Genomic DNA, 24,373 nt, shown 5'->3' with positions numbered 1-24,373 from the left:
CCGTCGGTCATGTCCGCGGACAACCTAGCAGCGGACGGAATCCGGACGGCAGGGGCGTCCGGTCCCGCACGCGTACCCGCCCGGTTGCAGACATCCGTCCAGAATCCGTGCACGCAGACGGAAACCATGCACACATTTGGAATCCGCGCACAAAGACGGAATCCGTGCACGCGACCGGACTCCAGGCACGTGTCGGGGGCAGCCGGTCCGCGTCACTGGCCGCTGGGCCAGGTCTCCTCCTCGCCCGAGTCCTCCTCGACCTCGTGCAGGGGCGTGAGCGCGCGGGTGCGGTCGACGAACACGAAGGCGTCGTAGCGCTCCCCCAGCACGGTCGGGACGTAGTTGCGCAGCCCGTCGCGTCCGGGGTGGTAGATGACGCCGACGGCGCGGTGCGGCAGGACCTCGCCCGCGAACGGGTCGTCCGCACCGTCGCCGGTCAGGAGCAGCAGGCCCGTCTCCCCCTCGAACGACTGGTGCAGCAGCGCCTCCACGCTCCCGTGGCGCGCCGCGGGTACCGGCATCGGCTCGGGGGTCTCCCCCCACGCCCGGGCGGCCATGACCCGGCCCTCGTAGGTGCCGAAGCCGACGAGGACCACGCCCTCGTCACCGTGGCGCTCGCGCACCAGCTGCCCCACGTTGACCATGCCCGCGGCGGCCATGTCGGTGGCGCGCGCGTCGCCGACATGGGTGTTGTGCTCCCACACGACGGCTCTGGTACCGGGCCCGTGGTAGTCCATGAGCCGGTCGAGCGTGTCGGCCATGTGGTGGTCGCGGACGTTCCACGACTCGGGGCCGCCGCGCACCAGCGCCCGGTAGTACTGCTCGGCGTCCGCGAGCACCTCGGCGTTCTGGCGCGCGGCGAACTCGGCCAGGTCCTCGGCGGAGGAGGCCTGCCCCGCGCGCTCGCGCAGTTCGGCCAGCAGTCGCACGACCTCGACCTCGCAGTTCTCGGGCACCAGCCGCGTCGCGCGGGCGTAGGCCTGGGGGTCCTCGCCGTAGGGCTGGAAGCAGCGGTAGGCGTTCAGGGCCGGTTCCACCTGCTCGGGCATGTTCTCGCGCAGCCACCCCAGCACCGCGTACAGCGACTCCCACAGGCTGTAGACGTCCAGGCCGAAGAACCCGGCGCGCCGCTCCGGCGCGAGCCCCAGGTTGTGTCCGCGCAGCCACCGGGCGAACTCCAGCACCTCGGTGTTGGCCCACATCCACTGCGGCCACCTGCGGAAGCCCTCCAGGATCTCCTTCGGGTCCCCGGGCGCCCCCTCCGCGCCCACCACGCCGCAGTGCAGCTGCTGGAAGTCGGGCCAGTCGCCCTCCACCGCGACGAAGGAGAAGCCCGCCTCCCCGATCAGCCGCCGGGTCAGTTCCGCCCGCCAGCGGTAGAACTCGGCGGTGCCGTGCGAGGCCTCGCCCAGCAGCACGTAGCGCGCGTCGCCGATCCGCTCCATGAGCGGGTCCAGCGACCTCGGTCCGGTCAGCCGCGGGAGGGCGTCCGGGAGGGTTCCGCCGCTCATCGCTCCGCCTCGCCCAGGATGCCCGCGAACCAGCCGGAGGCGGCGTCGGCCACCTCCTCCAGCGCCCCCGGTTCCTCGAACAGGTGGGTGGCGCGGGGGACGACGTGGATTTGGCACGGGGCGCTGAGCCGGTCGGCCGCGTCCTCGTTGAGCCGCAGGACCTCGGTGTCCGCGCCGCCGACGATGAGCAGCGTGGGGGCGCGCACGACCTGGAGCGCCTCGGTGCCCGCGAGGTCGGGGCGGCCGCCGCGCGAGACGACCGCGGCGACCAGGTCCGGGCGTTCGGCGGCGGTCCTCAGCGCGGCGGCGGCGCCGGTGCTGGCGCCGAACAGTCCGATGGGTGTGCCCGCGGTGTCCTCGTGTGCGGCCAGCCAGTCCACGGTTCCGGTGAGCCGCCGGGTGAGCAGGTCGATGTCGAAGCGCTGCCGCCCGGTCGCGCTGTCGGCGCGCTCCTCCTCCGGGGTGAGCAGGTCCAGTAGGAGGGTGGCGACCCCGACCCGGTTGAGCTCCTCGGCTACGGCCCGGTTGCGCGGGCTGTGGCGTGAGCTTCCGCTGCCGTGCGCGAAGGCCACGACCGCGGTCGCCCCGGGGAACACGGCCAGCCGCCCGTCGAGCAGCGCGTCCGGCGTGCGTACCGTCACGTCGACAGCGGTCATGGTCCTCTCCCTTCGTGGGGGCCGGGCTCCCGTGCGGTGCGCCGACCCGGTGTCGTCCGCCGCGTGCACGGCGGCCGGTGGCTGTCAGGGGCGGCCGGGAGGGCCGCCGCCGGGACCGCCGGGGCCCGCGGAGTCGCCGGTGCCGGGGCGGCGGGAACCGCCGGAGTCGCCGGGCCCCCTGGGAGAGCTCGCCAGCAGGCCGCGCACCTCGTCATCGGTGACCTGCGCGAACCTCTCGTACCAGAGGCTGACCGCGCCGAAGTCCGGCGGCGTCTCCAGGCAGACGATCCGGTCGCAGACGTCGGAGAGCGCGCGGACGGCTTCGGGCGCGCCCACGGGGACGGCCAGCGTCAGGGACGCGGGGCGCCGGGCGAGCACCGAGGTCAGCGCCGCCCGGGCGCTCAGTCCGGTGGCCAGGCCGTCGTCGACCACCACGACGTCGTATCCGGCGGTCTCGGGTTCGGGGTCCTCCCCGCGGTAGGCCAGCAGCCTGCGCCGCGCCTCGGCCCGCTGTGCCCCGACCATGTCGGCCAGGCGCCCATCGGGGATGCCCAGCAGGTCCAGTGCCCTCTGGTCGAACAGCGCGGGGCCCTCGGCCGTGGTCGCGCCGATCGCCGTCTCCGGGCTCCCGGGGGCGGGGATCTTGCGCGCGACCACGATGTCCAGCGGTACGCCGAGGGCCTCGGCGACGGGCTCGGCCACGGGGACGCCGCCCCGGGGCAGGGCCAGCACGCGCGGGCGCGGCCCCGCCCGCTCCGCCACCGCGCGGGCGAGCCGCTCGCCCGCCTCTCGCCGGTCCCGAAACACGTGTGCCACCTCACCCGGTCGCGTCGTCTGGATCCCGTGGCGCGACGGCCCGCGTCCGCGCGGATCGGCGGCGCGCGCGGGCCGTGTGGTGAGCGCTACCCCGGGGCCCCCGGCGCACACATGGACCGGGCCGGGCACTCCGGGACCGGTTCGGCGCTACCCGCCCAGGGTGCCGTCGAGGCGCTGGACCACGCAGAACTCGTTGCCCTCGGGGTCGGCCAGGATCGCCAGCAGGTGTCCGTCCTCCTCGTAGGCCGGGCGCAGCACCTGCGCGCCCAGCGCGCGCACCCGCTCGACCTCCGCGTCCAGGTCGTGGACGACCAGGTCCGGGTGCATCCGGTTCTTGCCGGAGCGGGGCTCGGGCACCTTCTGGAGGACCAGGTCGGGCCAGCGTCCGCCCGGGTCCTTCAGGGCGAGGTAGACCGGGTGCTGGCCCTCCTCGCGCTCGAAGCCCAGCACCGCGCACCAGAAGTCGGCGGCGGCGTGGAGGTCGTTGGTGTCGAGTACCCAGACCAGGCGCACGTGGCGGTCCCCTCGGTAGGCCGTGCGGTCCGCGGCCGCGGACCGCACGGCCACCCTACGACGCGGACCCGCGACTCCGGGAGACCCCGCGGCGCCGGTCGGCACCCCGGTTCCGCCTTCGATTTTTTGTGACGATCAGTCCATAAAGTGGTACCGTCTGGAGCATGGGAAGACCACGCCAGTTCGACGAGGAGCACGTGATCCGGGCCGCCTACGAGGAGTTCCGGTCCAAGGGCTTCGACGGGACCTCCACGGCCGACCTGTGCCAGGCGACCGGACTGACCCGCAGCAGCCTCTACAACACCTTCCACTCCAAGGAGCACCTGTTCCGCCGGGCGCTCTCCCACTACGTCACCACCATGACCGCGCGTCAGGGAACCGTGCTGGACTCCGCGCAGGGCAGCGGGCTGGACCGGATCGGGGCGCTGCTCGCCGTGATCGTGGCCGACGAGGCGGCCAACCGGGAGAGCGGCCGCGGAGCGGGCTGCTTCACCGTCAACACCATCACCACGATCGCCTCGCGCAACCCGGAAGTCGCCCAGGTGGTGGAAGCCGACCTGCACAAACGCCTGTCCTCACTGCGTCTGACCGTCATGGACGGCCAGCTCGACGGCTCGGTCGCCGCCGACCGCGACCCCGGTGACCTGGCCTGGTACGTGGCCTCGCTCATCTCCGGAATGAGGGTCGCGGCCCAGTCGGGCGCCGGGAGGGCGGTGCTGGAGGGCATCGCCTCCACCGGGATCGAGGCGCTCCGCCCCTGACCCGCGCTCCCCCACCCTTCCCGCCCTTCCCTCCACCCGCGCCCCCGCCCCCGTCTCCCGATCCACCTCCGACCTGACGGCCCCCGGCCCCGTGTGCCCGCGCGACCCCCGCGCCCCGGCACCGGTGCTGCCGCGCGTTCGCCGTACACCTCTTCACACGCCGCTCCGCGCGCTCTTATTTTGGTCTGATCGATCCAAAAATTGGAAGGGAAACCCATGCCCGCATCCGTCTACCTCATGGCGCTCGGCATCTTCGCCATGGTCACCAGCGAACTGCTCGTCGGTGGACTCATGCCGCAGATGTCGGAGGACCTGGGGGCCACCATCCCGCAGATCGGCTACCTCATCACCGCGTTCGCACTGGCGATGGCACTCGGCGGTCCGCTGGCGACCCTGTCGGTCCTCCGTCTGCGCACGAACCACGCCCTGATGGTGCTCTTCGCCGTCTTTTTCGTCGGCAACGCGCTGGCCGCCCTGTCCACCTCCTACTGGCCCATGCTCGTGGCCCGCGTGGTCACCGGAGCGGCCGCCGGAGCCTTCTTCGGCGTCGCCCTGTCGGCGGTCGCGCAGGTCACCGCGCCGCACCTGCGCGGGCGCGCCACCGGTGCGGCCCTCCAGGGCCTCATGGTGGGCACCCTGCTCGGACTGCCGCTGTCCACGCTCATCGGCGGCCAGTTCGGCTGGCGCGCCGCCTTCGCCGCCGTCGGCGCGCTGACCGTGGTCGTGGCCGCGGCCACCGCGCTCGCCCTGCCACGCCTGGAGAGGGCCGAGGAGGCCGGGGCCCTGCGCTCCGAACTGGAGGTGTTCCGCCGCCCGCGCCTGTGGACCGTCATGGCCACCTCCACGCTCATCATCGGCGCCACCTTCGCGGCGTTCTCCTACTTCACACCGATCCTCACCGAGGTCACCGGGTTCTCCCGCGACATCGTGCCGCTGCTGCTCCTGGGCTACGGCGGGGCCACGGTCATCGGCAACATCGTGGTCGGCCGCCTGGCCATGTCCCACACCGTGACCGTCATCGTGGCCGGTCTGGCGCTCAACACGGTCTTCCTGGGCGTCTTCGCGCTCTTCGCGGACCTGCCGGTCCCCGCCCTGCTGGCGATGGCGGGCATCGGCCTGGTGGGCATCACGTTGAACCCCGCGATGATCACCCGCGTCCAGCGCGCCGGGAACGCGCGCGCCCTGGTCAACACTGTCCACTCCTCGTTCATCACCATGGGCGTGGTCGTCGGCTCCTGGATCGGCGGCATGGGCATCGGCGCCTTCGGCCTGCGCGCACCGCTGTGGGTCGGCGTCGGCCTGGCCCTGCTCGCGCTGCTGGCCATGGTGCCCGCGGCCCTGACCGCGCGCAGGGTGGGCCACGAGGCCACCGACCTGTACGTCCCGCCCGCACCGGGTCCGGCGAAGGGAGACCGGATCACGCACCCCGCGGACGCCTGATCCCCGCCGGGCGCCCCGCACGGGCGGACCAGCCCGCTCCCCGGAGATCGCCCCTCCGGGGAGCGGGAAACACACACCCCCTTCCATGCCTTGACAGTTATATAACCAACTAGACATACTCAACACATGCCCGATCTGTTCGCCGTCCTGGCCGAACCCAGCAGGCGCCGCATCCTGGACGCGCTGCGCCGCAGCGAGGGCCTGCTCGTCAAGGACCTGGTCGCCGGGCTGGACATGAGCCAGCCCAACGTCTCCAAGCACCTGCGCGTGCTCCGCACCGCCGGACTGGTCTCCGAGACCGCCGAGCGGCAGGGGCGGCGCTACCGCCTGCGGGCCGAGGCGCTGCGCGACCTGGACGACTGGCTGCGCCCCTACCGGGCGTTCTGGACGGACCGGTTGGACGAACTGGGCGAGTACCTGGACTCCACGCACCCGCAGGAGGGGCAGCAGCCATGAGCACCGAGGTCCGCGTCGAGGCGAGCACGTCCGGCGCTCCCGTACTGCGCTTCACCCGCCGCTACCCGCACCCGCTGCCGACGGTCTGGGCCGCGCTGACCACCGACGAGGCGCTCAGCCGGTGGTTCCCCTGCCGGGTGGCGATCGACGCGCGCGAGGGCGGCGCGCTCACGCTCACCTTCCCCGGAGAGGAACCGGAGACCGCGCCGATCACCGAGTTCGCGCCGCCGCACGTCCTGGCCTTCCACTGGGACGGCGAGGACCTGCGCTGGACCCTGGAGGAGGACGGCGACGGGTGCGTGCTGCGCCTGTCCAACACCGTCGCCGACCCGGCCTGGACGGCCAACACCGCGGCCGGGTGGGACGTGTGCCTGCGCACGCTCGCCGCCGTGCTGGACGGACGCGCCGAACCGGCGCAGGCCGGTCCCGACGAGGCGCTCATCGCGCACTACCGCCAGACCCTGGCCGCCGACTGACGCACCGGCCGCGCGGGGACGCCGGCCCCCGCGCGCTCCGGGGCCGGGTGCCCCGCGCCGCGCGGGCGGCGTTTCCGGTCACCGCGTCGGGGAGGGCGACCTCAGGACGAGCGCGTGAGGAGGACGGGGCGGGGGCTGGCCGCGAGGATCCGCGAGCTGACGCTGCCCAGGACGAGCTTGGGAATCCCCACCCGGGCGCGGCTGGCGAGCACCGCCAGGGCGCCGGGGCGGCGGTGGAGCAGCCCGGTGATGTCGCCCGCGGGGTCGGCGCCGGTCAGCACGGTCGTGCGCACCGCCAGGCCGTCCGCCTCCAGCCTCCGCGCGGCCCCCGACAGCCGCGCCCCGGCCACGGCCGCCCCGCCGGGCGAGGCCACGTGCACCAGTTCCACCTCCAGTCCGAGCTGGCGGGCCCACCCCCGCCCCAGGGCGAGCGTGTCGGCGTCGCGGGAACCGCCGTCCAGGCACACGAGGGCACGGCCACCGGCCCCGCCTCCCCCGTCACACAGGTACCCGGGACCTATCATGAGCACCGGGGCGGCCGCCTGGCGCAGCACGTGTCCGGTGACGCTGCCCGCCACCAGGCGTGAGAACCGGTCCCGGTCGTGGGTGGCCATGCACACGACCGTTCCGGTCTGCTCGGCGACCGCGTCGACGATCACGTCCCCCGGCCAGCCGGAGCCGACCATGGAGACCTCGACGCGGTCGTAGTCCAGGCCCGCCGCGACGGCGTCGACGTCCTCGACCCAGGCGCGGTTCACGCGGTCGCGCACGGTCAGCAGTTCCAGGGGGACCCGCAGGACGCGGGCGGCGCGCAGCGCCGGGCCCAGGGCGGCCGCCGCACCGGCGGTGCCGTCCAGGGGCACCAGGAACCGGGTGATGGCGCGGGCGGGGGCCCGTGCGGTGCCGTCCTCACCACCGGCGGCCATCGGCACTCCCCCCTCCACCGCGTCCTAGAGCCGACGACGGGGGACCATGACAGTACACCTGCCCGCCGACGGGTGGATCCTGGCGGCCGGACTCCTGCTGGTGGCGGCCATCCTGGCCTCGGGCTTCGCCAACCGCATCCGGCTGCCCGGCCTGCTGTTGTTCCTGGCGCTGGGCATGCTCATCGCCGACGACGGGCTCGGGCTGATCCGGCTGGACAACCCCGAGGTCGCCCAGATCGGCGGAGCCGTCGGGCTGATCCTCATCCTCTTCGAGGGCGGCCTGACGACCAAGCCCGGGGACCTGAGGCGCGCCGCCGCCCCCGGGTTCGCGCTGGCCACCGCGGCCGTGGCGGGCACGGCGCTGGTCCTGGCGGCGGGCACGTACCTGCTGCTGGACGTGCGCCCCCTGACCGCCCTGCTCATCGGCGCGGTCGTGGCCTCCACCGACGCCGCCGCGGTGTTCGCCATGCTACGGAGGGCCCCGCTGCCCCGCAAGGTCGCGTCCCTGCTGGAGGTGGAGTCCGGCGCCAACGACCCGATCGCCATCCTGCTCACCATCGGCCTCATCGCCACCTGGCAGGACACGCCGTCCCCGGCCGAGTGGGCGCTGTTCGCCCTCATGCAGCTGGTCGGGGGCCTGGTCGTGGGCGCTGCGGCGGGACTGGCCGGAAGCTGGCTGCTGACCCGCATCAACCTGGGACCGGCGGGGGTCTACCCGGTGCTGGCGCTGGGCGTGGCCGGGGTCTCCTACGGCGCAGCGGCGCTGGCGGGCGCCTCCGGCTTCCTGGCGGTCTACGTCACGGGGCTGGTCGTGGGCGCCCGCGCGCCCCTGCACCGGCGGGGCATCCGGACCTTCCACGAGGGGCTGTCCAACACCGCCGAGGTGGGGCTGTTCCTGCTGCTGGGGATGCTGGTCTTCCCCTCCGACCTGCCGGGGGTGGCGCTCTCGGGGCTGGCCGTCAGCGCGGTCCTGGTGCTGGTGGCCCGACCGGCGACGGTGGCGCTGTGCCTGGTGTGGTTCGACTACACGTGGCGGGAGATCGCCTTCGTCAGCTGGGTGGGGCTGCGCGGTGCCGTGCCGATCGTGCTGGCCACGTTCCCGTTCGTGGCCGGGTACCCCGACGGCGCCCTGATCTTCAACATCGTCTTCTTCGTCGTGCTGGTCTCCGCGGCGGTGCAGGGCACCAGCATCCGCGCCGCCGCGGGCCTGCTGGGGCTGACCCGGGGCGGGCACTCGCTCGAACCCGTGGTGGCGGACGTGCCCATCAGCGACCTGGGCACCGAGCTGATCGAGGTGCGCGCGGCGCCGGGGCTGTACATCGTGGGCAGGCTGCTCGGGGAGCTGGAACCGCCGCACGGCCTGGTCACTACGATCGTGCGGGGCAAGCGGGTGCTGGTGCCCTCGGCGCACACCCGGGTCCGTGAGAACGACCTGCTCATCGTGGCCATGCCGCGCCGCCCCGACGCCCAGAGGCTGGTCACCGCCTGGGCCAAGGGGGAGAACACGGGCGGAGCCTGACGCGGGCCGCCACGGGAGGCGTTCCCGGGGCCGTCGAGGTAACGGCGCAGGCGTACGAGGACCGGCGGGTCCCGGTGCCCCGGCGGCGGCCGATGCGCCGGGATCTCCGGGGATGAGCGTGCGAAACGCCGGCCGCCCACCGCCCACCGCTCCCCGCGGGGGTGGAGCGGTGGGCGGCCGGCGCGGCGGCGTACCGCCTGGCGGGCTAGGGCGGAGCCGACCCTCAGGAGGCGAAGAGCGCCGCGGCGTCCACGGCGGTCTGCGCCACCCCGTAGGCCAGGGCGGCGAGCACGATCACCCACAGCAGGATCGCGGTGACGGTGGAGGCGTTGGTGGTCCGGTTGCCTGACATGTGTGGCCCTTCCTCGGTGACCGGTGAGGCGTGTGTTGGGTTCCGGAGGCGGCACCCGTGGCGGTCCCGCCCCCGGTTTCGGGCTCAGCTGCGCCCGGCGACGCGTTCCCGGTCGCGCTGGTGGACCCGCTCGGGCAGGGGCCGGACCAGCATGTTCGCGAGGAAGCCCACGGCCATGACGCCGACCATGACGTAGAGGGAGAGCCCGTAGAGCTCGGCCCCGTCGCGTCCGGCGGCCAGCTGGGCGTCGGCGATGACGTTGACGATCATCGGCCCGGCGACCCCGGCCAGCGACCAGGCGGTGAGGAGCCTGCCGTGGATGGCGCCCACGTTGAAGGTGCCGAACAGGTCCTTCAGGTAGGCGGGCACCGTGGAGAAGCCGCCGCCGTAGAAGGACAGGATGACGCCGGTCAGCGCCACGAACAGCACGATCGAGCTGGTTCCGGCGATGGCGATCAGCAGGTAGAGGAGCCCGCCCAGGCCGAGGTAGCCGATGTAGACGCGCTTGCGGCCGATCGCGTCGGAGGCCGAGGACCACACGAGCCGCCCGAGCATGTTGCACAGGGAGAGGAAGCCGACGTAGCCCGCCGCCTCGGCCGGGCCGACCCCGGTGAAGAACTCCTGCACCATGGGCGAGGCCTGCTCCAGGATTCCGATGCCCGCGGTGACGTTGCAGAAGAGCACGGTCCACAGGAGCCAGAACTGCGGGGTGCGCACGGCGGTCTCCACCGACACCCCCTCCAGGGCCGGTGGCGTGCTGGCGGAGGCGCCCTTCGGCTCCTCGGCCGCGGCACCCCCGGGCCGCCAGCCGGCCGGGGGGACGCGCACGGTGAAGGCGCCCAGCATCATGATCACGAAGTAGACCGCGCCCAGCGTGAGGAACGCGGGGGCGATGGCGTCCGCGGGGGTGTCGGCGTAGCGCCGCAGGAGTTCGGAGGACAGCGGCGAGGCGATGAGCGCGCCGCCGCCGAAGCCCATGATCGCGATGCCCGTGGCCAGGCCGGGCCGGTCGGGGAACCACTTGATGAGGGTGGAGACCGGCGAGATGTAGCCGATGCCCAGGCCGAGCCCGCCGAGGACGCCGTAGCCGAGGTAGACCAGCCAGAGCTGGCCGGTCGCCACGCCGAGCGCGGCGACCGCGAACCCGCCGGACCAGAACAGGCCGGAGACGAACATCGCCTTGCGCGGGCCGTTGCGCTCCACCCATTTGCCGCCGAACGCGGCCGACAGGCCGAGCATGACGATGGCGATGCTGAAGATGACCCCGATCGCGGTCAGCGACGTGTCGAACCGCTCGACCAACGGGTTGCGGAAGACGCTGAACGCGTACACCTGGCCGATGGACAGGTGTACCGCCAGGGCGGCGGGCGGGATGAGCCACCGGCTGTAGCCGGGTGGCGCGATGCTCCTCTCGTAGTCGAGGAACGAGGTCAGGGGACTGGTGCGCGTCATGGATCCCGCTTCGTGTTCTGCTTGTCGCGGTGGGGGCGCGGACGCCGGGGCCGCTCCTGCCGGTCCGGGATCATTCCGGGTTCGCCGGGAACCGGGCTGGGCGGGGTGTTCCACCCTTTCGGGAGCAGCATCCTCACGAAGAGTGATCGTGCGAATGTCGAACGTCTGTGCCGGAAGCGAACTTATGTGATGAGGGCTTCGTGATCAAGACCTCAGTACCCACAAACCGGTCAAATACCCCATTTCTCTCGGCTCCTCCGCGTCACCGGGACCACTGCGAGGGCCGCGGCGGAGAAGAGCGCGCTCACCGCGAAGACGAAGGGCAGGCCCGCGAGGGTGATCACCGCCGCCATGAGCACCGGCGTCAGGGTCGTACTGACCGCCTGGAGCCAGTTCTGCGCGGCCAGCGCCCGCCCCGCCCAGGAGGTCCCCGCCGTCTCGGCGACGGCGGTGAAGGTCAGGCCGTTGTGCCACATCGTCAGGACCAGGCAGGCCAGGAGCAGCGGCACGGCCGTCCACCCCCAGACCCCCGGCAGCGCCGCGAGCAGCACCAGGCAGACCCCCGAGACCGCCGCCAGCCACCGCACCGGGCGCATCCGGTCCCCGGTCCGGTCGGACCAGACGCCCAGCAGCAGCCGCCCGGCCGCCCCGGGCACCTGCGCCACCGCGACGACCGCACCCGCGGCGGGCGGGCTCCACCCCTGTTCCTGCACCAGGTAGATGACGGCGTAGGTCATCAGCGCGATCTGCGGGACGCCGAGCAGCATGCTCACCCCGTGCACCCGCCAGATGTGCCCGTGCCGGTAGGGCGATCCGGCCGCGGGGCGCACAGCGGCCTCGCTGACCTCGCTGTTCTCACCGGTCTCTCCGGCCGCGGGGCGCGCGGCGTCGTCGGCGGTGTCCGCGCACGCGGAGGCGTGGGCCGCCTCCCCCGCCGGGGGCCGCCCGGGGGCGGAGGCGGGCATCGCCAGCACGAACGGGACCGCCAGGAGCGCGAGCACCGCCGGGAGGGTCATCGCGCCGACGAACCCCCATGCACCGGCGGCCCAGGGCAGCGCCAGGGCGGAAAGGCCCACGCCCAGGGGCAGCGCCGACTGGCGGACGCCCATGGCCAGGCCGCGTTCGCGCTCGGAGAACCAGGACAGCACCAGCCGCCCGCTCGCCGCGTTGACCGGGCCGCCGACCGCGCCCACCAGCAGCAGGACCGCGACGGCCCCCCACAGCCCCGAGACCGCCCAGAGCGAACCGAGCGCGCACGCCGTGAGCACCAGGCTCAGCGCCATCGTCGGCCGCTCCCCGAACCGGTCGATCACCAGGCCCCACACCAGGAGCGTGAGCAGCAGGCCGAGCGAGGGAAGTCCGGCCAGCATCCCGGCCTGCGCCGTGGTGACGCCGAAGGCCTCCCGGAGCTGCGGCAGCACGACGGGCACGCCGAACATCGCCGACACACTGGCCACCTGCGCCACCATGCTGACCGAGAGGACGGCCCAGCGGTTCCGTACGAGCATCCGGCCAGCCTAGGGAAGGCGCCGTCCGCGGAGTCCACCGCCCCGCAGGGCGGCCTCTCCGCCCCGGCGGCGTCCTCCCCCCCCGCACCCGGTCGCGTCCTCGCGGCTCCGCACCGCGCACTCCCCGGCCACGGCCGCGCCATCGGGCCCGGTGCCGCTCCCCTTGGCCCGGGATCACGCCTTCCCGCCGCTGCCAGGCTGCGTCCCGCCGGTCCCCCTAACGGAATCCGGCGCCCCGCGCCCCCTCCCAGGCCCGCGCGGCCTCCTCCGGCGGTCCCGAGGCCGCGATCCGCCCGCCAGCCAGCACCAGGCAGTGGTCGGCGCCGAAGGCCTCGTCGGGGGCGTGGGTGGCGTGCACGACGGTGACCCCGTCGGCGCGGGCCCGTTCCAGGACGCGGCGCACGTACTCGCGCGCACGGTGGTCCAGCCCGGCCGAGGGCTCGTCCAGCAGGAGCAGGTCCGCCTCCTGCGCCAGGCCCTGGGCGATGAGCACCCGCTGGCGCTGACCGCCCGACAGCTCCCCCAGGCGGCGGTCGGCCAGGTCGGCGACGTCCAGGCGGTCCAGGCACTCCGCGACCACGGCGCGGTCGCGCCGGGTCAGCGGCCGCCAGAACCCCCGGTGGGCCCACCGCCCCATCGCGACGGCCTCGCGCACCGTGACCGGCAGGGCGTCGGGGACGGCGCTGCGCTGGACCACGAAGGCGGGGCGGCCCGGACGCGAGGCCCGGACCCCGCCCCGGCGGACCGCGACCGTGCCCGCCATGAGGCCGAGCAGCGTGGACTTTCCCGACCCGTTGGGCCCCACGAGCGCCGTGACCGCGCCCTCCGGGACCGCCGCGTCGACGCCCCGCAGGACGTCCTCGCGCCCGTATCCGGCGTACACGCCGTCCAGTTCCAGACGGTTCATCCCGCTCCTCACGCCCACCCCGATGTGCAAATGACAATGGTTATCGTTATACAGTGTCCCACTATGGAAGCTCTGTTCGACCCGTTCGGGGTCGTGTTCGTGCAGCGTGCGCTGTGGGGAGGCATCCTGGTCTCCCTCATCTGCGCCGTCGCCGGGACCTGGGTGGTGCTGCGCGGCATGGCCTTCCTCGGCGACGCGATGTCGCACGGAATGCTGCCCGGGGTGGCCCTGGCGTCCCTGCTGGGCCAGAACCTCATGCTGGGCGCGGCCCTGGCCGCCGGGGCGATGGCCGCGGGCGTCACCGCGCTGGGCCGCTCGTCCCGGCTGTCCCAGGACACGAGCATCGGGCTGCTCTTCGTCGGGATGCTCTCACTCGGCGTGATCCTGGTCTCGCACTCGTCCTCCTTCGCGGTCGACCTCACGGGCTTCCTGTTCGGGGACGTCCTGGCGGTGCGCGAACAGGACCTGGTCCACCTGGGCCTGGCTCTGGCCGCGGCCCTGGTCGTCGCCGTCGCGGGGCACCGGGCGTTCCTCGCCCTGGCCTTCGACCCGCGCAAGGCCGCCACCCTGGGGCTGGCGCCCCGGGCCGCCCACGGCGTCCTGCTCGGCCTGGTCACCCTGGCCGTGGTCGCCTCGTTCCACGTGGTCGGCACGCTGCTGGTGTTCGGGCTGCTCATCGCGCCCCCGGCGGCCGCGGCCCTGTGGGCGCGCAGCGTGCCCGCGATCATGCTCGGCGCGGCCGTGCTGGGCAGCGCCGCGACCTTCCTCGGCCTGCTCGCCTCCTGGCACTGGGAGACGGCGGCCGGGGCCACGATCGCCGCCACGGCCACCGCGTTCTTCTTCGCCTCCGCGCTCGCGGCGGCCGTGCGCTCCCGCGGGCGCGGCTCCCCCGACCCGACCCCCGACACCACCCCCGACCACCCCGTACAGATGGAGAGGCCGATGACACATGAGGCGTGAACACCGCACCGGCGCGCTGGGCGCGGCCGGACTGTCCGCCCTCGTCCTGCTGACCGGCTGCGGCGCCGCGCAGGACGGCGCGGAGCAGCAGCCGGAGGAGGAGGTCCCGCACGGTTACGTCGAGGGCGCCGAGGAGACCGCCGAGCCCCAGTCCCGCCTCGTGGTCGCCGACCCCGACAGCGGAGACGTCCGGGTGCTCGACCTGATCACCGAGGAGACGACGGAACTCGACCCCGTGGAGGGCCTCGACGGCATCGCCGGGGACGGGCGCTTCGCGTACCTGTACTCATCCGACCACCGGATGACCACCGTGGTGGACAGCGGGGCGTGGACCGTCGACCACGGGGACCACAAGCACTACTACCGGACCGGCGTCGGGCTCGCGGGCACGGTGGAGGGCCTGGCCGCGGGCCGGGTCGCCTCCGACACGGCCCTGACCGCGCTGACCTCGACGGACGGCGCCGCCGTGCTCGACCGGGCCGCTCTGGAGGAGGGGTCGGTCGAGGAGGCCGCGGCCCCGCCCGACGGCGCCTCGGTGGTCCTGCCCTACGCCGAGCACCTCCTGGTGGCCGGGGGCGGCTCCGAAGGCGCGGTCGAGGTGTACGACCGGGAGGGTTCCCCCGTCGCCACGCTCGACGCGACCTGCACCGACCCCCTCGGCCAGGCCCTCACCCGGCGCGGAGCGGTCATCGGCTGCGCCGAGGGCACCCTGCACGTCACCGAGGAGGACGGGGAGCTCTCCGGCGACTTGGTGGACTACCCCGAGGGATCGGAGGAGCGGGTCGAGGAGTTCGGGCACCGCCCCGGTTCGGCGACCCTGGCCTCGGTCTCGACCGGCGGCGACCTGTGGGTCCTGGACCTGGCCGAACCCGGGTGGACCGCGCTGGAGCTGGAGGACGCCGTGACCGCGACGGCCGTCGGCGAGGGCGCCCCCGTCCTGGCCCTGACCGGCGACGGGACCCTGCACTCCCTGGACCCGGCCTCGGGTGGGGAACTGGCCTCCGCCGACCTGCTCGACGGCACCGGCACCGCGCACGCCCCCGTCATCCGAGCGGACACCAGCCGCGCCTACGTCAACGACACCGGGCGCGGCGTGGTGCACGAGATCGACTACAACGACGACCTGCGCGTGGCGCGCACCCTCGACCCGGGCATCGCGCCGCACCTCATGGTCGAGACGGGATGGTGACCGCCGTGACGGACCCGAAGGCGCTCCTGCGCGCCGCGACCGCCGCCGCCCTGGCCGGGGCCGCCCTCCTCGGCACGGCCTCCTGCTCCCCTTCGGAGGACGGGGGCGAGGGGATCGTGGTGACCACCAACATCCTGGGCGACCTCACGCGGGAGGTCGTGGGCGGGGAGGCCGAGGTCACCGTCCTGATGAAGCCCAACGCCGACCCGCACTCCTTCGGCATCTCCGCGCGCGAGGCCGCGCTCGTGGAGAACGCGGCGCTCGTGGTCTACAACGGGCTCGGCCTGGAGGAGGGCGTGCTGCGCAACGTCGCCGCCGCCGAGGAGGCCGGAATACCCGCCCTGGAGGTCGGCGCACAGGTCGACCCCCTGGCCTTCTCCCCCGGCGGGGACGCCGCGGACAACGAGGACGAGGGCGAGCCCGACCCCCACTTCTGGACCGATCCCCGGCGGGTCGTCCGGGCGGTCGAGCTGATCGCCGAACACGTGGTCGCCGAGGTGGACGGCGTGGACGCCGAGGCCGTGCGCGCCAACGCCGAGGCCTACACCGCGCAACTGGAGGAGCTGGACGCGTGGATGGCCGAGGAGTTCGCGGCGATCCCGGAGCAGAACCGCAACCTCGTGACCAACCACCACGTGTTCGGCTACCTCGCCGAACGCTACGGGTTCGAGGTCGTGGGCGCCGTGATCCCCAGCGGCACCACCCTGGCCTCGCCCAGCAGCTCCGACCTCAAGTCCCTGGCCGACGCCGTGAGCGCGGCGGGCGTCGAGGCCGTCTTCGCCGACTCCTCCCAGCCCGACCGCCTGGCCACGGCCATGGCGGAGGAGGCGGGCGTGCACATCGAGGTCGTACCCCTCTTCTCCGAGTCGCTGAGCGAGGAGGGCGGGGGCGCGGCCACCTACCTGGAGATGATGCGCTCCAACACCGAGGCCATCGCCACCGGACTGCGTGGCGAGTGACCGGGCCACAGTCCCGGCACGACCGCGGCGGCCCCTCCCCCCGCCCGCAGCGGACCCTTCCACCCCGAAAGAGAGAAACGTGAACACCCCGACGAACGACGCGACGACGCGGTTCCCGGCGCGGGCGGCACTGCCCGTGCTGCTGTCCGCGGGACTGCTGCTGACCGCCTGCGGCACCGGAGAGGACACCGGCCGGGAGCAGGGCGGCGAGGAGCAGGCCGCCGCGCAGGCCGTGGTGGAGAACCCGGTCGTCACCACCTACGACGGCGGCCTGTACGTCCTGGACGGCCAGACCCTGGAGGTCGTCCAGGACATCGCCCTGGAGGGGTTCAACCGGATCAACCCGGCGGGCGACGACCGGCACGTGCTGGTCTCCACCTCCGAGGGCTTCCAGGTCCTGGACGCGGCCGGCGCGGAGCTGACCGACACCCTCTTCCCCGCCGACACCCCGGGCCACGTCGTCCGGCACGCGGGCAGGACCGTCCTGTTCGCCGACGGCAGCGGCGAGATCACCGCCTTCGACACCGACTCCCTGGGCGACGGCCTGCCCGAGACCGACGTGAGCAGCGCGGAGGAGGCCCACCACGGCGTGGCCGTGGAGCTGGCCAGCGGCGAGATGCTGCTGACCCTGGGCGACGAGGAGGAGCGGGTCGGCGCCGTCGTCCTGGACGCCTCCGGCGAGGAGGTCGCCCGAAGCGAGGAGTGCCCGGGCGTGCACGGCGAGACCACGGCCGAGGGCGAGGCCGTCGTCATCGGCTGCGAGGACGGCGTCCTCGTCTACCAGGACGGCGAGTTCACCAAGGTGGACAGCCCCGACGAGTACGGGCGCATCGGCAACCAGGCCGGGAGCGAGGAGTCGCCGATCGTGCTGGGCGACTACAAGACCGACCCCGACGCCGAGCTGGAGCGCCCCGAGCGGGTCGCGCTCGTGGACACCGCCGCCGCAGAACTGACCCTGGTCGACCTGCCCGCCAGCTACACCTTCCGCTCCCTGGGCCGCGGCCCGGAGGGGGAGGCCCTGGTCCTGGGCACCGACGGCGGCCTGCACGTGATCGACCCCGAGGCGGGCGAGGTCGTGGACAGCATCGAGGTCATGGACGAGTGGCGGGAGCCGCTGGAGTGGCAGCAGCCCCGCCCGGCCCTGTTCGTGCGCGGCGCCACCGCCTACGTGAGCGACCCCGCCACGAAGCAGGTCCACGCCCTGGACCTGGAGTCCGGTGAGGTCACCGCCTCGGTGACCCTGGACGCCGAGCCCAACGAGCTCAGCGGCGTGGCGTCCTAGCTTTCCGGACCTGCGCTTCGCTGCGTCCCACCCGTCGCCCGCCACCAGCCTCAACGGACGCCTGCGGCGCGGTCCTCCTTGTGTTCGGGCGCACGAACCGAACCCCCACAAGCTGAGGCCGGTTCGGGAAACAGAGTCCAGACACCCCCGTCGGGGCGGGCGCGCGTCCCCCGCGTGCCCGCCCCGACGTGCGTTCCGGTACCGGAACGCGCTCCGGCGCACCGCCGCGAACCCTCGGCAGACGGCTGCCGGGCACCCGCGCGCCCGAACCGAACCCCCCGCGAGCTGAGGCCGGTCCCAGGAACGGGACCGGGTCCCGCCGGTCCGGAGCGGGCGCCTCACCAGTCGTGCATCGAGCCGTCGAGCCTGCGGTTGACCGGCAGGTACCGGGTCTCGTAGGGGTAGCGGGCCGCGGCCTCCTCGTCGATCTCCACCCCCAGACCCGGGGCGTCGCCCGGGTGCATGTAACCGTCCGCGAAGGTGTAGGAGGTCCGGAACACCTCGCCGGCGGGCTCCAGGTGCCCCATGTACTCCTGGATGCCGAAGTTGGGCACGGTCAGGTCCAGGTGCAGGGCCGCGGCGAACGACACCGGCGACAGGTCGCCCGCGCCGTGCGAGCCGGTGCGCACCCCGTACAGGTCGGCCAGGTCGAAGATACGGCGCAGGTGCGTGATGCCCCCGCTGTGCGAGACCGACATGCGGATGTAGTCGATGAGCCGCTCGGTGATCAGGTGCTGGCAGTCCCAGATCGTGTTGAAGACCTCCCCCACCGCCAGCGGGGTCGTGGTGTGCTGGCGGATCGTGCGGAACGCCTCCTGGTCCTCGGCCGGGGTGGGGTCCTCGATCCAGAACATGCGGTAGGGCTCCAGCGACTTACCCAGCTGGGCGGCCTCCAGCGGGGAGAGCCGGTGGTGCACGTCGTGCAGCAGGTGGAAGCCGTAGCCGAACCTGTCCCGGACCGCCTTCATCATCTCGGGCGCGAAGTCCAGGTAGGCGGGGGTGTGCCAGACGTTGTCGGTGGGCACCGCCGCGTCGGCGGGTTCGTAGGTGTGGCCGGTGCCGGGGTGGTGCAGCCCGTAGGTGCTCTCCAGGCCCGGGACGGCGGCCTGCACGCGCACCGCCCGGTACCCCTGCTCCAGGAAGCCGCCGACCGAGTCCAGGAGGTCGTCCACGGACTGACCGCTGGCGTGTCCGTAGACCATGACCCCGTCGCGCGCGGCGCCGCCGAGCAGCTGGTGGACGGGCTTGCCGACCTGCTTGCCGAGGATGTCCCACAGGGCGCAGTCCACGGCGGCGATCGCGGTCATGGTGACGGGGCCTCGCCGCCAGTAGGCGCCGCGGTACAGGTACTGCCAGATGTCGTTGATGCGGCCGGAGTCGCGGCCCACGAGCAGCGGGCAGACGTGGTCGCGCAGGTAGGAGGCGACGGAGAGTTCGCGGCCGTTCAGGGTGGCGTCGCCGAGGCCGGTGGTCCCGTCCTCGGTGGTGATCTTGAGGGTGACGTAGTTGCGTCCCGGGCACGTCACGATGACGTCGGCGGAGGTGATCCTCATGGGTGCTTCCTCGTGGGTGGGGGTGTACCGCGACACCCGGCGTAACCGGGCCGCGGGGGCGGCCGGACGGTGGCGCGCCCCCGCGGCCCGGGGCCATGGTGAGCCCGGCGGAGTCGCGCCGCGCTTGCGCCGACTCCCCGCGCTGTGCCTGACGTGGTAGGTATATCGTTTTCCCATGCGGGTGTCGAGACCTGGATAAACCGCTCTCACTGCGGTAGGGTCCGCCGAAACGTTCGGGTTCATCGTTTTCCCAGGGGCTCTCCGGTACGCGTCGGGGAGCCCTCCACACACCCACTGGTAGCCTGTCCGCGCCCCGGCCCCGCCCGCACCACCACACCCGGGAACGGCGGAGCGAACGCGGCGGGTCCGCCACAGCGAAGGGAGCGGCACTGGTGCGCGAGCAGACCCCCGGCGCCCCGTCCGGCCGGAGGGCGCCATGACGGCCGTCCGCGGATCCACCGGCCGCCCCACGATCTCCGACGTCGCCGCGCTGGCGGGGGTGTCGGTCTCGGCCGTGTCGAAGGTGGTCAACAACAAGGGCCGCATCGCCGAACCCACCCGGCGGCGGGTCCTGGACGCGGTGGACAAGCTCCAGTGGTCGCCCTCGGCCGCGGCCGTGGCGCTGCGCGGGGCGCGCACCCGGGCCATCGGCATGGTCTCGCGCCGCTCCCCCGACCTGCTGTCCTACGACCCGCACTTCGGCGTGCTGATCTCGGGCATCGAGCGCGAACTCGCCCCCCTGGACTACGGCCTGCTGCTGCACATCGTGGGCGAGGAGGAGGACGCCGAACGGCGCGCCTACCGGCGCCTGGCCGAGGAGCGCCGGGTGGACGGCGTCATCCTCACCGAGAGCCTGGTCCGCGACCCCCGGTTCGACCTGCTGCGGCGGCTCGGGCTCCCCTCGGTGCTGATCGGCATGCCCTGGCGCGACGACCCGGTCGCCTCGGTGCTCGCCCCCGACCAGGAGCGGGGGCTGGTCGAGGCGGTCCGGCACCTGGCCTCGCTGGGGCACCGGCGGGTGGCCTACGTGTGCGGCCCCGAGGACCGCGTGCACACCGGGTTCCGCCGCCGGATCGTGGAGGAGCAGGTGCGGCGGCACGGGCTGTCCGCCGTCGTGCTGACGGTCCCCGACTTCACCACCGAGGAGGCGGCGGCGGCCACCGACGAGGCGCTGTCGGCGGCCGAGCGTCCCACCGCGATCCTGTTCGCCAACGACATGATGGCGATCGCCGGGATCAGCGCCGCGCGCAGGCGGGGGCTTGAGGTGCCCCGGGACCTGTCCGTCGTCGGCCACGACGGCCTGCCCCTGGGCGCGCTCGTGCAGCCGCGCCTGACCACGGTCGGCCACGACCTGGTGGGGCTCGGGCGGGCCGCCGCGCTGACGCTCGTGGCCGCGCTGGACGGGGCCCCGGCCGACGTGCCCGCGATCGCCCCTCCCGGGCTCGTGGTGCGCGAGTCCACGGCGCCGCCCGGGGCCTGAACGCGGACGACGCGAACCCCCGCCCGTCCCTGGGCTCCCTCGACCGCGCCTGGCGGGCGCGCTCGTCCCCGTCGGAGGCGTGTCCGGGGACGGGCGGTTCCGGTCCGCGGCGGAAGGGCCTTTCTCCCGGCGGTTCCGGCGGACGGACGGGGCCGCGTGCCGCCTCCGGCGGCGGGAGGTTGCTTTTCCCAGGCAGATGAGATTCAAACCACCAAAACCGCCCATGTTGTCCAAAAAGTTACTTCTTCGCCTACTCTGATGCCCGACGTGACGTCAAACGGATGTCAACGCAGCTCAGAGGAGTTTCCTTGACCCCTGGACGACGAGCCGGCCTCTCGCCGCGCTGGCGCTCCCGGTGGGTGGCCGCGGCCGCCGCGTCGGGGCTCATGATCTCCGGATACGCCCTCGTCGGCGCCGCCCACTCCCCTTCCGGTTCCTTCCCCGGCCCCGGCGCGGCCGGATGCGAGGCCGCCCAGGACAAACGGCAGATGCGCGGGGCGTGGCTGACCACGGTCGGCAACATCGACTGGCCCTCAGAGCCGGGCCTGTCCGCCGAGGACCAGAAGGCGGAGATGGACCAGCGCCTGGACGAGGCGGTGGACCTCGGCCTGAACACCGTGTTCCTGCACGTGCGGCCCACCGCCGACGCCGTCTACGAGTCGGACCTGGAGCCGTGGTCGAAGTACCTCACCGGCGAGCAGGGCGGCGACCCCGGCTACGACCCGCTGGAGTACGCGGTGGCCGAGGCGCACGAGCGCGGCCTGGAGCTGCACGCCTGGTTCAACCCCTACCGGGTCGGCATGGACTCCGACATCGAGGAGCTGGCCGAGGACCACCCGGTCAGGGAGCACCCCGACTGGCTGGTGCGCTACGGCGGCGAGGGCTTCCTCGACCCGGGCATGCCCGAGGTCCAGGAGTGGGTGACCCGCGTGATCATGGACGTGGTGGAGCGCTACGACATCGACGGCGTGCACTTCGACGACTTCTTCTACCCCTACCCCAAGGACGGCGAGGAGTTCGACGACGACGCCTCCTGGGAGGAGCACGGCGGCGACTTCGAGGACCGCGAGGACTGGCGGCGCGACAACGTCAACGACTTCGTCAGCGGCGTGCACGAGCGCATTGAGGAGGCCAAGCCCTGGGTGCGCTTCGGCATCTCCCCGTTCGGCATCTGGCGCAACGCCGAGAACGACCCCGCCGGGTCCGACACCTCGGGCCTGGAGTCCTACGGGGCCCAGCACGCCGACACCCGCGCCTGGATCCGGGAGGGGATGGTCGACTACGTCGTCCCGCAGCTGTACTGGGAGCGGGGCTTCGACGCCGCCGACTACGAGGAGCTGCTGCCGTGGTGGGCCGAGCAGGTCGAGGGCACGGACGTGGACCTGTACATCGGCCAGGGCGCGTACCGGGTCGGTGACCGCAACTGGACCGGCGAGGACGCGCTGAGCACCCAGCTGGACTACTCCTCCGACCACCCCGAGGTCGACGGCGACGTCTACTTCTCCTTCAAGTCCCTGACAGGCGTGGCCGAGGAGGCCTACGCGCACCTGGCCGACGAGCACTACGGCGACCCCGCCCTGCCGCCCCTGGCCGGAGGGGACCGCGGGGGCGAGTCCCTGGCGGGCCCGGTGGACGACGTGACCGCCGAGGTCGCGGACGAGCACACCTCGGTGGAGTGGGAGCGGGTGGAGGACGCGCGCTTCTACGCCGTCTACCGCCTGGACGCGCAGGAGGCCGCGCGGGCGGACTCGGGCGGTCCGGAGGAGTACTGCGAGGTGCTCTCGTCCGACAACCTCGTGGGCGTGACCGGCGGGACCTCGCTGGAGGACTCCGGCCACACCGCCGAGGACGCCGCGAAGGACGAGGAGGACGGCGAGGAGTCCGGTTCCGCGTACGTGGTCACCGCGCTGGACGACTACCGCGTGGAGGGCCCGGTCGGCGGGATCGCCGACCCACGCGGCTGACCCCGGCGGGCGGGGGTCGGCTCACACCGGACCGGGTCGGCTCACACCAGCGGGGCCCGGTCGGCGTCCAGCACGTTGACGCCCTCCGCCTCCAGGACCTCCTCGAAGGCGTCGAGCGACTCGGCCGCGACGAAAGCGGCCTCGCTCCGGTGCACGGGGAGCAGCCACAGGAACCTCGCTCCCCTGGCCTCGGCGGACGCCCACTCCAGCGCGGGCCCGTGGGGGTAGGGCAGGCTCACCAGCAGGTGGTCCATGCGCGAGCCCCGCGTCCACGGGCGGCCCACGTCGATCACCGAGCCGACGCCGAGCCGGTACTCCTCGAAGGAGTGCAGGTGGCTGACCATGGCCAGGGTCTCGGCGTGCTCCTGCTCCGCGGTCGGCGACATGAGGAAGAACTCGGTGCCGCCCTCCGCCTCGTGGACGGACGAGCCGACCGTCACGTAGGTCCAGCCCTCGCCCGCGTTCCGGGGCGCCACCCGGTAGGTGGCGAAGCCCGGGACCCGGTCGAGGATGGGCCCCTCCTCCCAGGTGGCGGGCTCCACGACGTGGCCCTGCCAGAACTCCCGGACGTGGCGTTCGAGCGCGCGGACCCGCGCGTCCTCCCCGGTCGTCAACGAACCCGACCCCTCGCTGTGCCTTCGGCCGCCGGGGGGCATGGCCCTCCCGAGGCGCCCGATATACGGACATCTGGAACGGACAGACTACGGCGTCCCGACGCCGTCACGGGCGTCGGCTGCCTCCGCCCGCTCCTTCACGTCCCGGCCGGAGCGGTTGGGCAGAGCCGAGTAGACGGCCGTCACGCTGAACAGCATCCCGGAAGCGAAGTACATGATGTAGACCACCCACACCAGGGGCACGAGGAGGTGCAGGACCACGGTCCCGAGGAGCAGCGGCACCACCGCCAGCAGCAGCGACCACCCCACCCGGTTGCCGCCGCGCGTGTCGGCCATGTACTCGCCCGCCGTGCACAGCGGTACGACCAGGGCCAGGAGGTGGAAGGGCGCGTAGACGATCCCGGAGCTCATGGTCAGCACCATGGTCCCGTAGTGCAGGTTCGGGAAGACCGTCCCCCACGCCATCAGCAGGGCCACCAGAACCGCGAAGTGGACCACGAGCGCGATCAGCCACCGCGTCGCCCACAGGGTCGTCCTCAGCCACGGGGGTACTCGTACCGTGTCGCGCAACGGCGGTCCGCCTCTCTCTGTGGAGCGCGGGGCCCGGCCGCCGCGGCGGCGGGCGCCCGGACGGCCGGAAGCGGTGCGGATGCGCCGCAGACCCCGTCTGACGGGAACACTAGCCCGGGGTTTCCCCGGGCCCGGTCCGGGGTCCGGCCGGAAGACCACGCCACAGAGCACGTGCGGGCCGCCGGGCACCGGGAGCCCCGCCCGCATACCCCGGGGCCGTCCGGGGTAGGCGAGGACCCGTCCCACCAGGCGCCGCTGCGCCACGGCCGGAGGAGAGGGTGTACGCGATGACACGCCGTTTCGACGTCGGTGACCATGTGAGCTGGAACTCCGAGGCCGGACGGGTGTCCGGCAAGATCACGAGGATCCACACCAGCGACTTCGAGTTCATGGGCCGTACGCGCCGCGCCTCCGAGGACGAGCCGCAGTACGAGATCAGGAGCGATAGGACCGACCACGTCGCCGCGCACAAGGACGGGGCCCTGACCCGGATCTCCGGAGGCAGCTGA

General features: G+C 73.6%; 24 protein-coding genes. 12 read left to right on the top strand and 12 right to left on the bottom strand.

The annotated features are described in order from the left end of the window. Window positions 1-212 precede the first annotated feature (212 nt). From AC0VX6_RS09850 to AC0VX6_RS09835, 4 genes are all read right to left on the bottom strand, one after another. Complete coding sequence (locus AC0VX6_RS09850) at window positions 213-1,511, bottom strand: erythromycin esterase family protein (protein WP_475468263.1); 1,299 nt, start codon at window positions 1,509-1,511, stop codon at window positions 213-215. Next, window positions 1,508-2,167 (bottom strand): dienelactone hydrolase family protein, encoded by a 660-nt coding sequence (locus AC0VX6_RS09845; protein ID WP_475468261.1) that lies wholly within the window; start codon window positions 2,165-2,167, stop codon window positions 1,508-1,510. Before AC0VX6_RS09845 ends, AC0VX6_RS09850 begins: the two co-directional genes overlap by 4 nt. An 84-nt stretch (window positions 2,168-2,251) precedes the next feature. Next, window positions 2,252-2,983, bottom strand: a complete 732-nt coding sequence (locus AC0VX6_RS09840; protein WP_475468260.1) for a phosphoribosyltransferase — start codon at window positions 2,981-2,983, stop codon at window positions 2,252-2,254. A 147-nt stretch (window positions 2,984-3,130) separates the two neighbouring features. After that, window positions 3,131-3,496, bottom strand: coding sequence for a VOC family protein (locus AC0VX6_RS09835; protein ID WP_475469299.1), 366 nt, complete (start codon window positions 3,494-3,496; stop codon window positions 3,131-3,133). A 164-nt stretch (window positions 3,497-3,660) separates the two neighbouring features. Here AC0VX6_RS09835 and AC0VX6_RS09830 point away from each other — a divergent pair, with 164 nt between their 5' ends. The 4 genes from AC0VX6_RS09830 to AC0VX6_RS09815 all read left to right on the top strand — a co-directional run bounded on the left by AC0VX6_RS09830 (window position 3,661) and on the right by AC0VX6_RS09815 (window position 6,629). Next, entirely contained in the window at window positions 3,661-4,257 is a 597-nt protein-coding gene (locus AC0VX6_RS09830; RefSeq protein ID WP_274977222.1) for a TetR/AcrR family transcriptional regulator, read from the top strand. 216 nt (window positions 4,258-4,473) lie between these two features. Continuing rightward, entirely contained in the window at window positions 4,474-5,697 is a 1,224-nt protein-coding gene (locus AC0VX6_RS09825; RefSeq protein ID WP_274977221.1) for an MFS transporter, read from the top strand. A 126-nt stretch (window positions 5,698-5,823) separates the two neighbouring features. Further along, a complete protein-coding gene (locus AC0VX6_RS09820) occupies window positions 5,824-6,153 on the top strand; it encodes an ArsR/SmtB family transcription factor (RefSeq protein WP_212640584.1) in 330 nt (109 codons plus the stop codon). Further along, window positions 6,150-6,629: an SRPBCC family protein gene (locus tag AC0VX6_RS09815; protein WP_274977220.1), complete on the top strand. Its 480-nt coding sequence runs from the start codon at window positions 6,150-6,152 to the stop codon at window positions 6,627-6,629. Before AC0VX6_RS09820 ends, AC0VX6_RS09815 begins: the two co-directional genes overlap by 4 nt. Window positions 6,630-6,730: 101 nt before the next feature. On the opposite strand, the gene AC0VX6_RS09810 is transcribed toward AC0VX6_RS09815, so the two are convergent. After that, window positions 6,731-7,555, bottom strand: coding sequence for a universal stress protein (locus tag AC0VX6_RS09810; protein WP_274977219.1), 825 nt, complete (start codon window positions 7,553-7,555; stop codon window positions 6,731-6,733). A 46-nt stretch (window positions 7,556-7,601) separates the two neighbouring features. On the opposite strand from AC0VX6_RS09810, the gene AC0VX6_RS09805 reads away from it, so the two are divergent. Further along, window positions 7,602-9,074, top strand: a complete 1,473-nt coding sequence (locus AC0VX6_RS09805) for a potassium/proton antiporter (RefSeq protein ID WP_475468258.1) — start codon at window positions 7,602-7,604, stop codon at window positions 9,072-9,074. Between the two features lie 223 nt (window positions 9,075-9,297). Here the strand turns inward: AC0VX6_RS09805 and AC0VX6_RS09800 are convergent, their stop codons facing one another. The 4 genes from AC0VX6_RS09800 to aztA form a co-directional block, all read right to left on the bottom strand. Beyond that, window positions 9,298-9,426: an MFS transporter small subunit gene (locus AC0VX6_RS09800; protein ID WP_019610327.1), complete on the bottom strand. Its 129-nt coding sequence runs from the start codon at window positions 9,424-9,426 to the stop codon at window positions 9,298-9,300. 84 nt (window positions 9,427-9,510) lie between these two features. Further along, window positions 9,511-10,878: an L-lactate MFS transporter gene (locus AC0VX6_RS09795; RefSeq protein WP_475468257.1), complete on the bottom strand. Its 1,368-nt coding sequence runs from the start codon at window positions 10,876-10,878 to the stop codon at window positions 9,511-9,513. A gap of 230 nt (window positions 10,879-11,108) precedes the next feature. Continuing rightward, window positions 11,109-12,386 carry an MFS transporter gene (locus tag AC0VX6_RS09790; RefSeq protein ID WP_475468256.1) on the bottom strand — a complete coding sequence of 426 codons (1,278 nt, stop codon included), beginning with the start codon at window positions 12,384-12,386 and terminating at the stop codon, window positions 11,109-11,111. A gap of 217 nt (window positions 12,387-12,603) precedes the next feature. Continuing rightward, complete coding sequence (aztA, locus tag AC0VX6_RS09785) at window positions 12,604-13,293, bottom strand: zinc ABC transporter ATP-binding protein AztA (RefSeq protein WP_274977214.1); 690 nt, start codon at window positions 13,291-13,293, stop codon at window positions 12,604-12,606. A gap of 63 nt (window positions 13,294-13,356) precedes the next feature. Here aztA and aztB point away from each other — a divergent pair, with 63 nt between their 5' ends. The 4 genes from aztB (at window position 13,357) to aztD (ending at window position 17,683) form a co-directional block, all read left to right on the top strand. Continuing rightward, window positions 13,357-14,253 (top strand): zinc ABC transporter permease AztB, encoded by an 897-nt coding sequence (gene aztB / locus AC0VX6_RS09780; protein WP_274977213.1) that lies wholly within the window; start codon window positions 13,357-13,359, stop codon window positions 14,251-14,253. Beyond that, window positions 14,243-15,442, top strand: a complete 1,200-nt coding sequence (locus AC0VX6_RS09775) for an ABC transporter (protein ID WP_274977212.1) — start codon at window positions 14,243-14,245, stop codon at window positions 15,440-15,442. Before aztB ends, AC0VX6_RS09775 begins: the two co-directional genes overlap by 11 nt. Continuing rightward, the gene (gene aztC, locus AC0VX6_RS09770) at window positions 15,436-16,401 is read left to right on the top strand and encodes a zinc ABC transporter substrate-binding protein AztC (RefSeq protein ID WP_475468254.1); all 966 of its coding nucleotides are present in this window, start codon (window positions 15,436-15,438) and stop codon (window positions 16,399-16,401) included. The genes AC0VX6_RS09775 and aztC overlap by 7 nt, the downstream gene beginning before the upstream one ends. 79 nt (window positions 16,402-16,480) lie before the next feature. Next, a complete protein-coding gene (aztD, locus tag AC0VX6_RS09765; protein ID WP_274977210.1) occupies window positions 16,481-17,683 on the top strand; it encodes a zinc metallochaperone AztD in 1,203 nt (400 codons plus the stop codon). Between the two features lie 338 nt (window positions 17,684-18,021). On the opposite strand, the gene manD is transcribed toward aztD, so the two are convergent. Then, complete coding sequence (manD, locus tag AC0VX6_RS09760) at window positions 18,022-19,236, bottom strand: D-mannonate dehydratase ManD (protein WP_475468251.1); 1,215 nt, start codon at window positions 19,234-19,236, stop codon at window positions 18,022-18,024. A 436-nt stretch (window positions 19,237-19,672) separates the two neighbouring features. On the opposite strand from manD, the gene AC0VX6_RS09755 reads away from it, so the two are divergent. Then, window positions 19,673-20,716 (top strand): LacI family DNA-binding transcriptional regulator, encoded by a 1,044-nt coding sequence (locus tag AC0VX6_RS09755; protein WP_475468249.1) that lies wholly within the window; start codon window positions 19,673-19,675, stop codon window positions 20,714-20,716. Between the two features lie 308 nt (window positions 20,717-21,024). Next, window positions 21,025-22,680, top strand: coding sequence for a glycoside hydrolase family 10-like protein (locus AC0VX6_RS09750; RefSeq protein WP_475468247.1), 1,656 nt, complete (start codon window positions 21,025-21,027; stop codon window positions 22,678-22,680). 41 nt (window positions 22,681-22,721) lie between these two features. Here the strand turns inward: AC0VX6_RS09750 and AC0VX6_RS09745 are convergent, their stop codons facing one another. Together AC0VX6_RS09745 and AC0VX6_RS09740 are read right to left on the bottom strand one after the other, a co-directional pair. Continuing rightward, window positions 22,722-23,294 (bottom strand): suppressor of fused domain protein, encoded by a 573-nt coding sequence (locus AC0VX6_RS09745; RefSeq protein ID WP_475468245.1) that lies wholly within the window; start codon window positions 23,292-23,294, stop codon window positions 22,722-22,724. 87 nt (window positions 23,295-23,381) lie between these two features. Next, window positions 23,382-23,864 (bottom strand): hypothetical protein, encoded by a 483-nt coding sequence (locus AC0VX6_RS09740; RefSeq protein WP_174547295.1) that lies wholly within the window; start codon window positions 23,862-23,864, stop codon window positions 23,382-23,384. Between the two features lie 287 nt (window positions 23,865-24,151). Between AC0VX6_RS09740 and AC0VX6_RS09735 the strand changes: the two genes are divergently transcribed. Further along, a complete protein-coding gene (locus tag AC0VX6_RS09735; RefSeq protein WP_174547296.1) occupies window positions 24,152-24,373 on the top strand; it encodes a hypervirulence associated TUDOR domain-containing protein in 222 nt (73 codons plus the stop codon).

The sequence above is a fragment of the Nocardiopsis sp. iso_25 genome (assembly GCF_056173305.1).
Note: the sequence above shows the minus strand (reverse complement) of the source record. Positions and strands in the feature narration are given on the sequence as shown.

What these genes read in the sequence shown, in the direction of transcription:
- AC0VX6_RS09850 (WP_475468263.1), bottom strand. Translation starts at nt 1,511, where the DNA reads ATGAGCGGCGGAACCCTCCCGGACGCCCTCCCGCGGCTGACCGGACCG.
- AC0VX6_RS09845 (WP_475468261.1), bottom strand. Translation starts at nt 2,167, where the DNA reads ATGACCGCTGTCGACGTGACGGTACGCACGCCGGACGCGCTGCTCGAC.
- AC0VX6_RS09830 (WP_274977222.1), top strand. Translation starts at nt 3,661, where the DNA reads ATGGGAAGACCACGCCAGTTCGACGAGGAGCACGTGATCCGGGCCGCC.
- AC0VX6_RS09825 (WP_274977221.1), top strand. Translation starts at nt 4,474, where the DNA reads ATGCCCGCATCCGTCTACCTCATGGCGCTCGGCATCTTCGCCATGGTC.
- AC0VX6_RS09820 (WP_212640584.1), top strand. Translation starts at nt 5,824, where the DNA reads ATGCCCGATCTGTTCGCCGTCCTGGCCGAACCCAGCAGGCGCCGCATC.
- AC0VX6_RS09815 (WP_274977220.1), top strand. Translation starts at nt 6,150, where the DNA reads ATGAGCACCGAGGTCCGCGTCGAGGCGAGCACGTCCGGCGCTCCCGTA.
- AC0VX6_RS09810 (WP_274977219.1), bottom strand. Translation starts at nt 7,555, where the DNA reads ATGGCCGCCGGTGGTGAGGACGGCACCGCACGGGCCCCCGCCCGCGCC.
- AC0VX6_RS09805 (WP_475468258.1), top strand. Translation starts at nt 7,602, where the DNA reads ATGACAGTACACCTGCCCGCCGACGGGTGGATCCTGGCGGCCGGACTC.
- AC0VX6_RS09800 (WP_019610327.1), bottom strand. Translation starts at nt 9,426, where the DNA reads ATGTCAGGCAACCGGACCACCAACGCCTCCACCGTCACCGCGATCCTG.
- AC0VX6_RS09795 (WP_475468257.1), bottom strand. Translation starts at nt 10,878, where the DNA reads ATGACGCGCACCAGTCCCCTGACCTCGTTCCTCGACTACGAGAGGAGC.
- AC0VX6_RS09790 (WP_475468256.1), bottom strand. Translation starts at nt 12,386, where the DNA reads ATGCTCGTACGGAACCGCTGGGCCGTCCTCTCGGTCAGCATGGTGGCG.
- aztA (WP_274977214.1), bottom strand. Translation starts at nt 13,293, where the DNA reads ATGAACCGTCTGGAACTGGACGGCGTGTACGCCGGATACGGGCGCGAG.
- aztB (WP_274977213.1), top strand. Translation starts at nt 13,357, where the DNA reads ATGGAAGCTCTGTTCGACCCGTTCGGGGTCGTGTTCGTGCAGCGTGCG.
- AC0VX6_RS09775 (WP_274977212.1), top strand. Translation starts at nt 14,243, where the DNA reads ATGAGGCGTGAACACCGCACCGGCGCGCTGGGCGCGGCCGGACTGTCC.
- aztC (WP_475468254.1), top strand. Translation starts at nt 15,436, where the DNA reads ATGGTGACCGCCGTGACGGACCCGAAGGCGCTCCTGCGCGCCGCGACC.
- manD (WP_475468251.1), bottom strand. Translation starts at nt 19,236, where the DNA reads ATGAGGATCACCTCCGCCGACGTCATCGTGACGTGCCCGGGACGCAAC.
- AC0VX6_RS09755 (WP_475468249.1), top strand. Translation starts at nt 19,673, where the DNA reads ATGACGGCCGTCCGCGGATCCACCGGCCGCCCCACGATCTCCGACGTC.
- AC0VX6_RS09735 (WP_174547296.1), top strand. Translation starts at nt 24,152, where the DNA reads ATGACACGCCGTTTCGACGTCGGTGACCATGTGAGCTGGAACTCCGAG.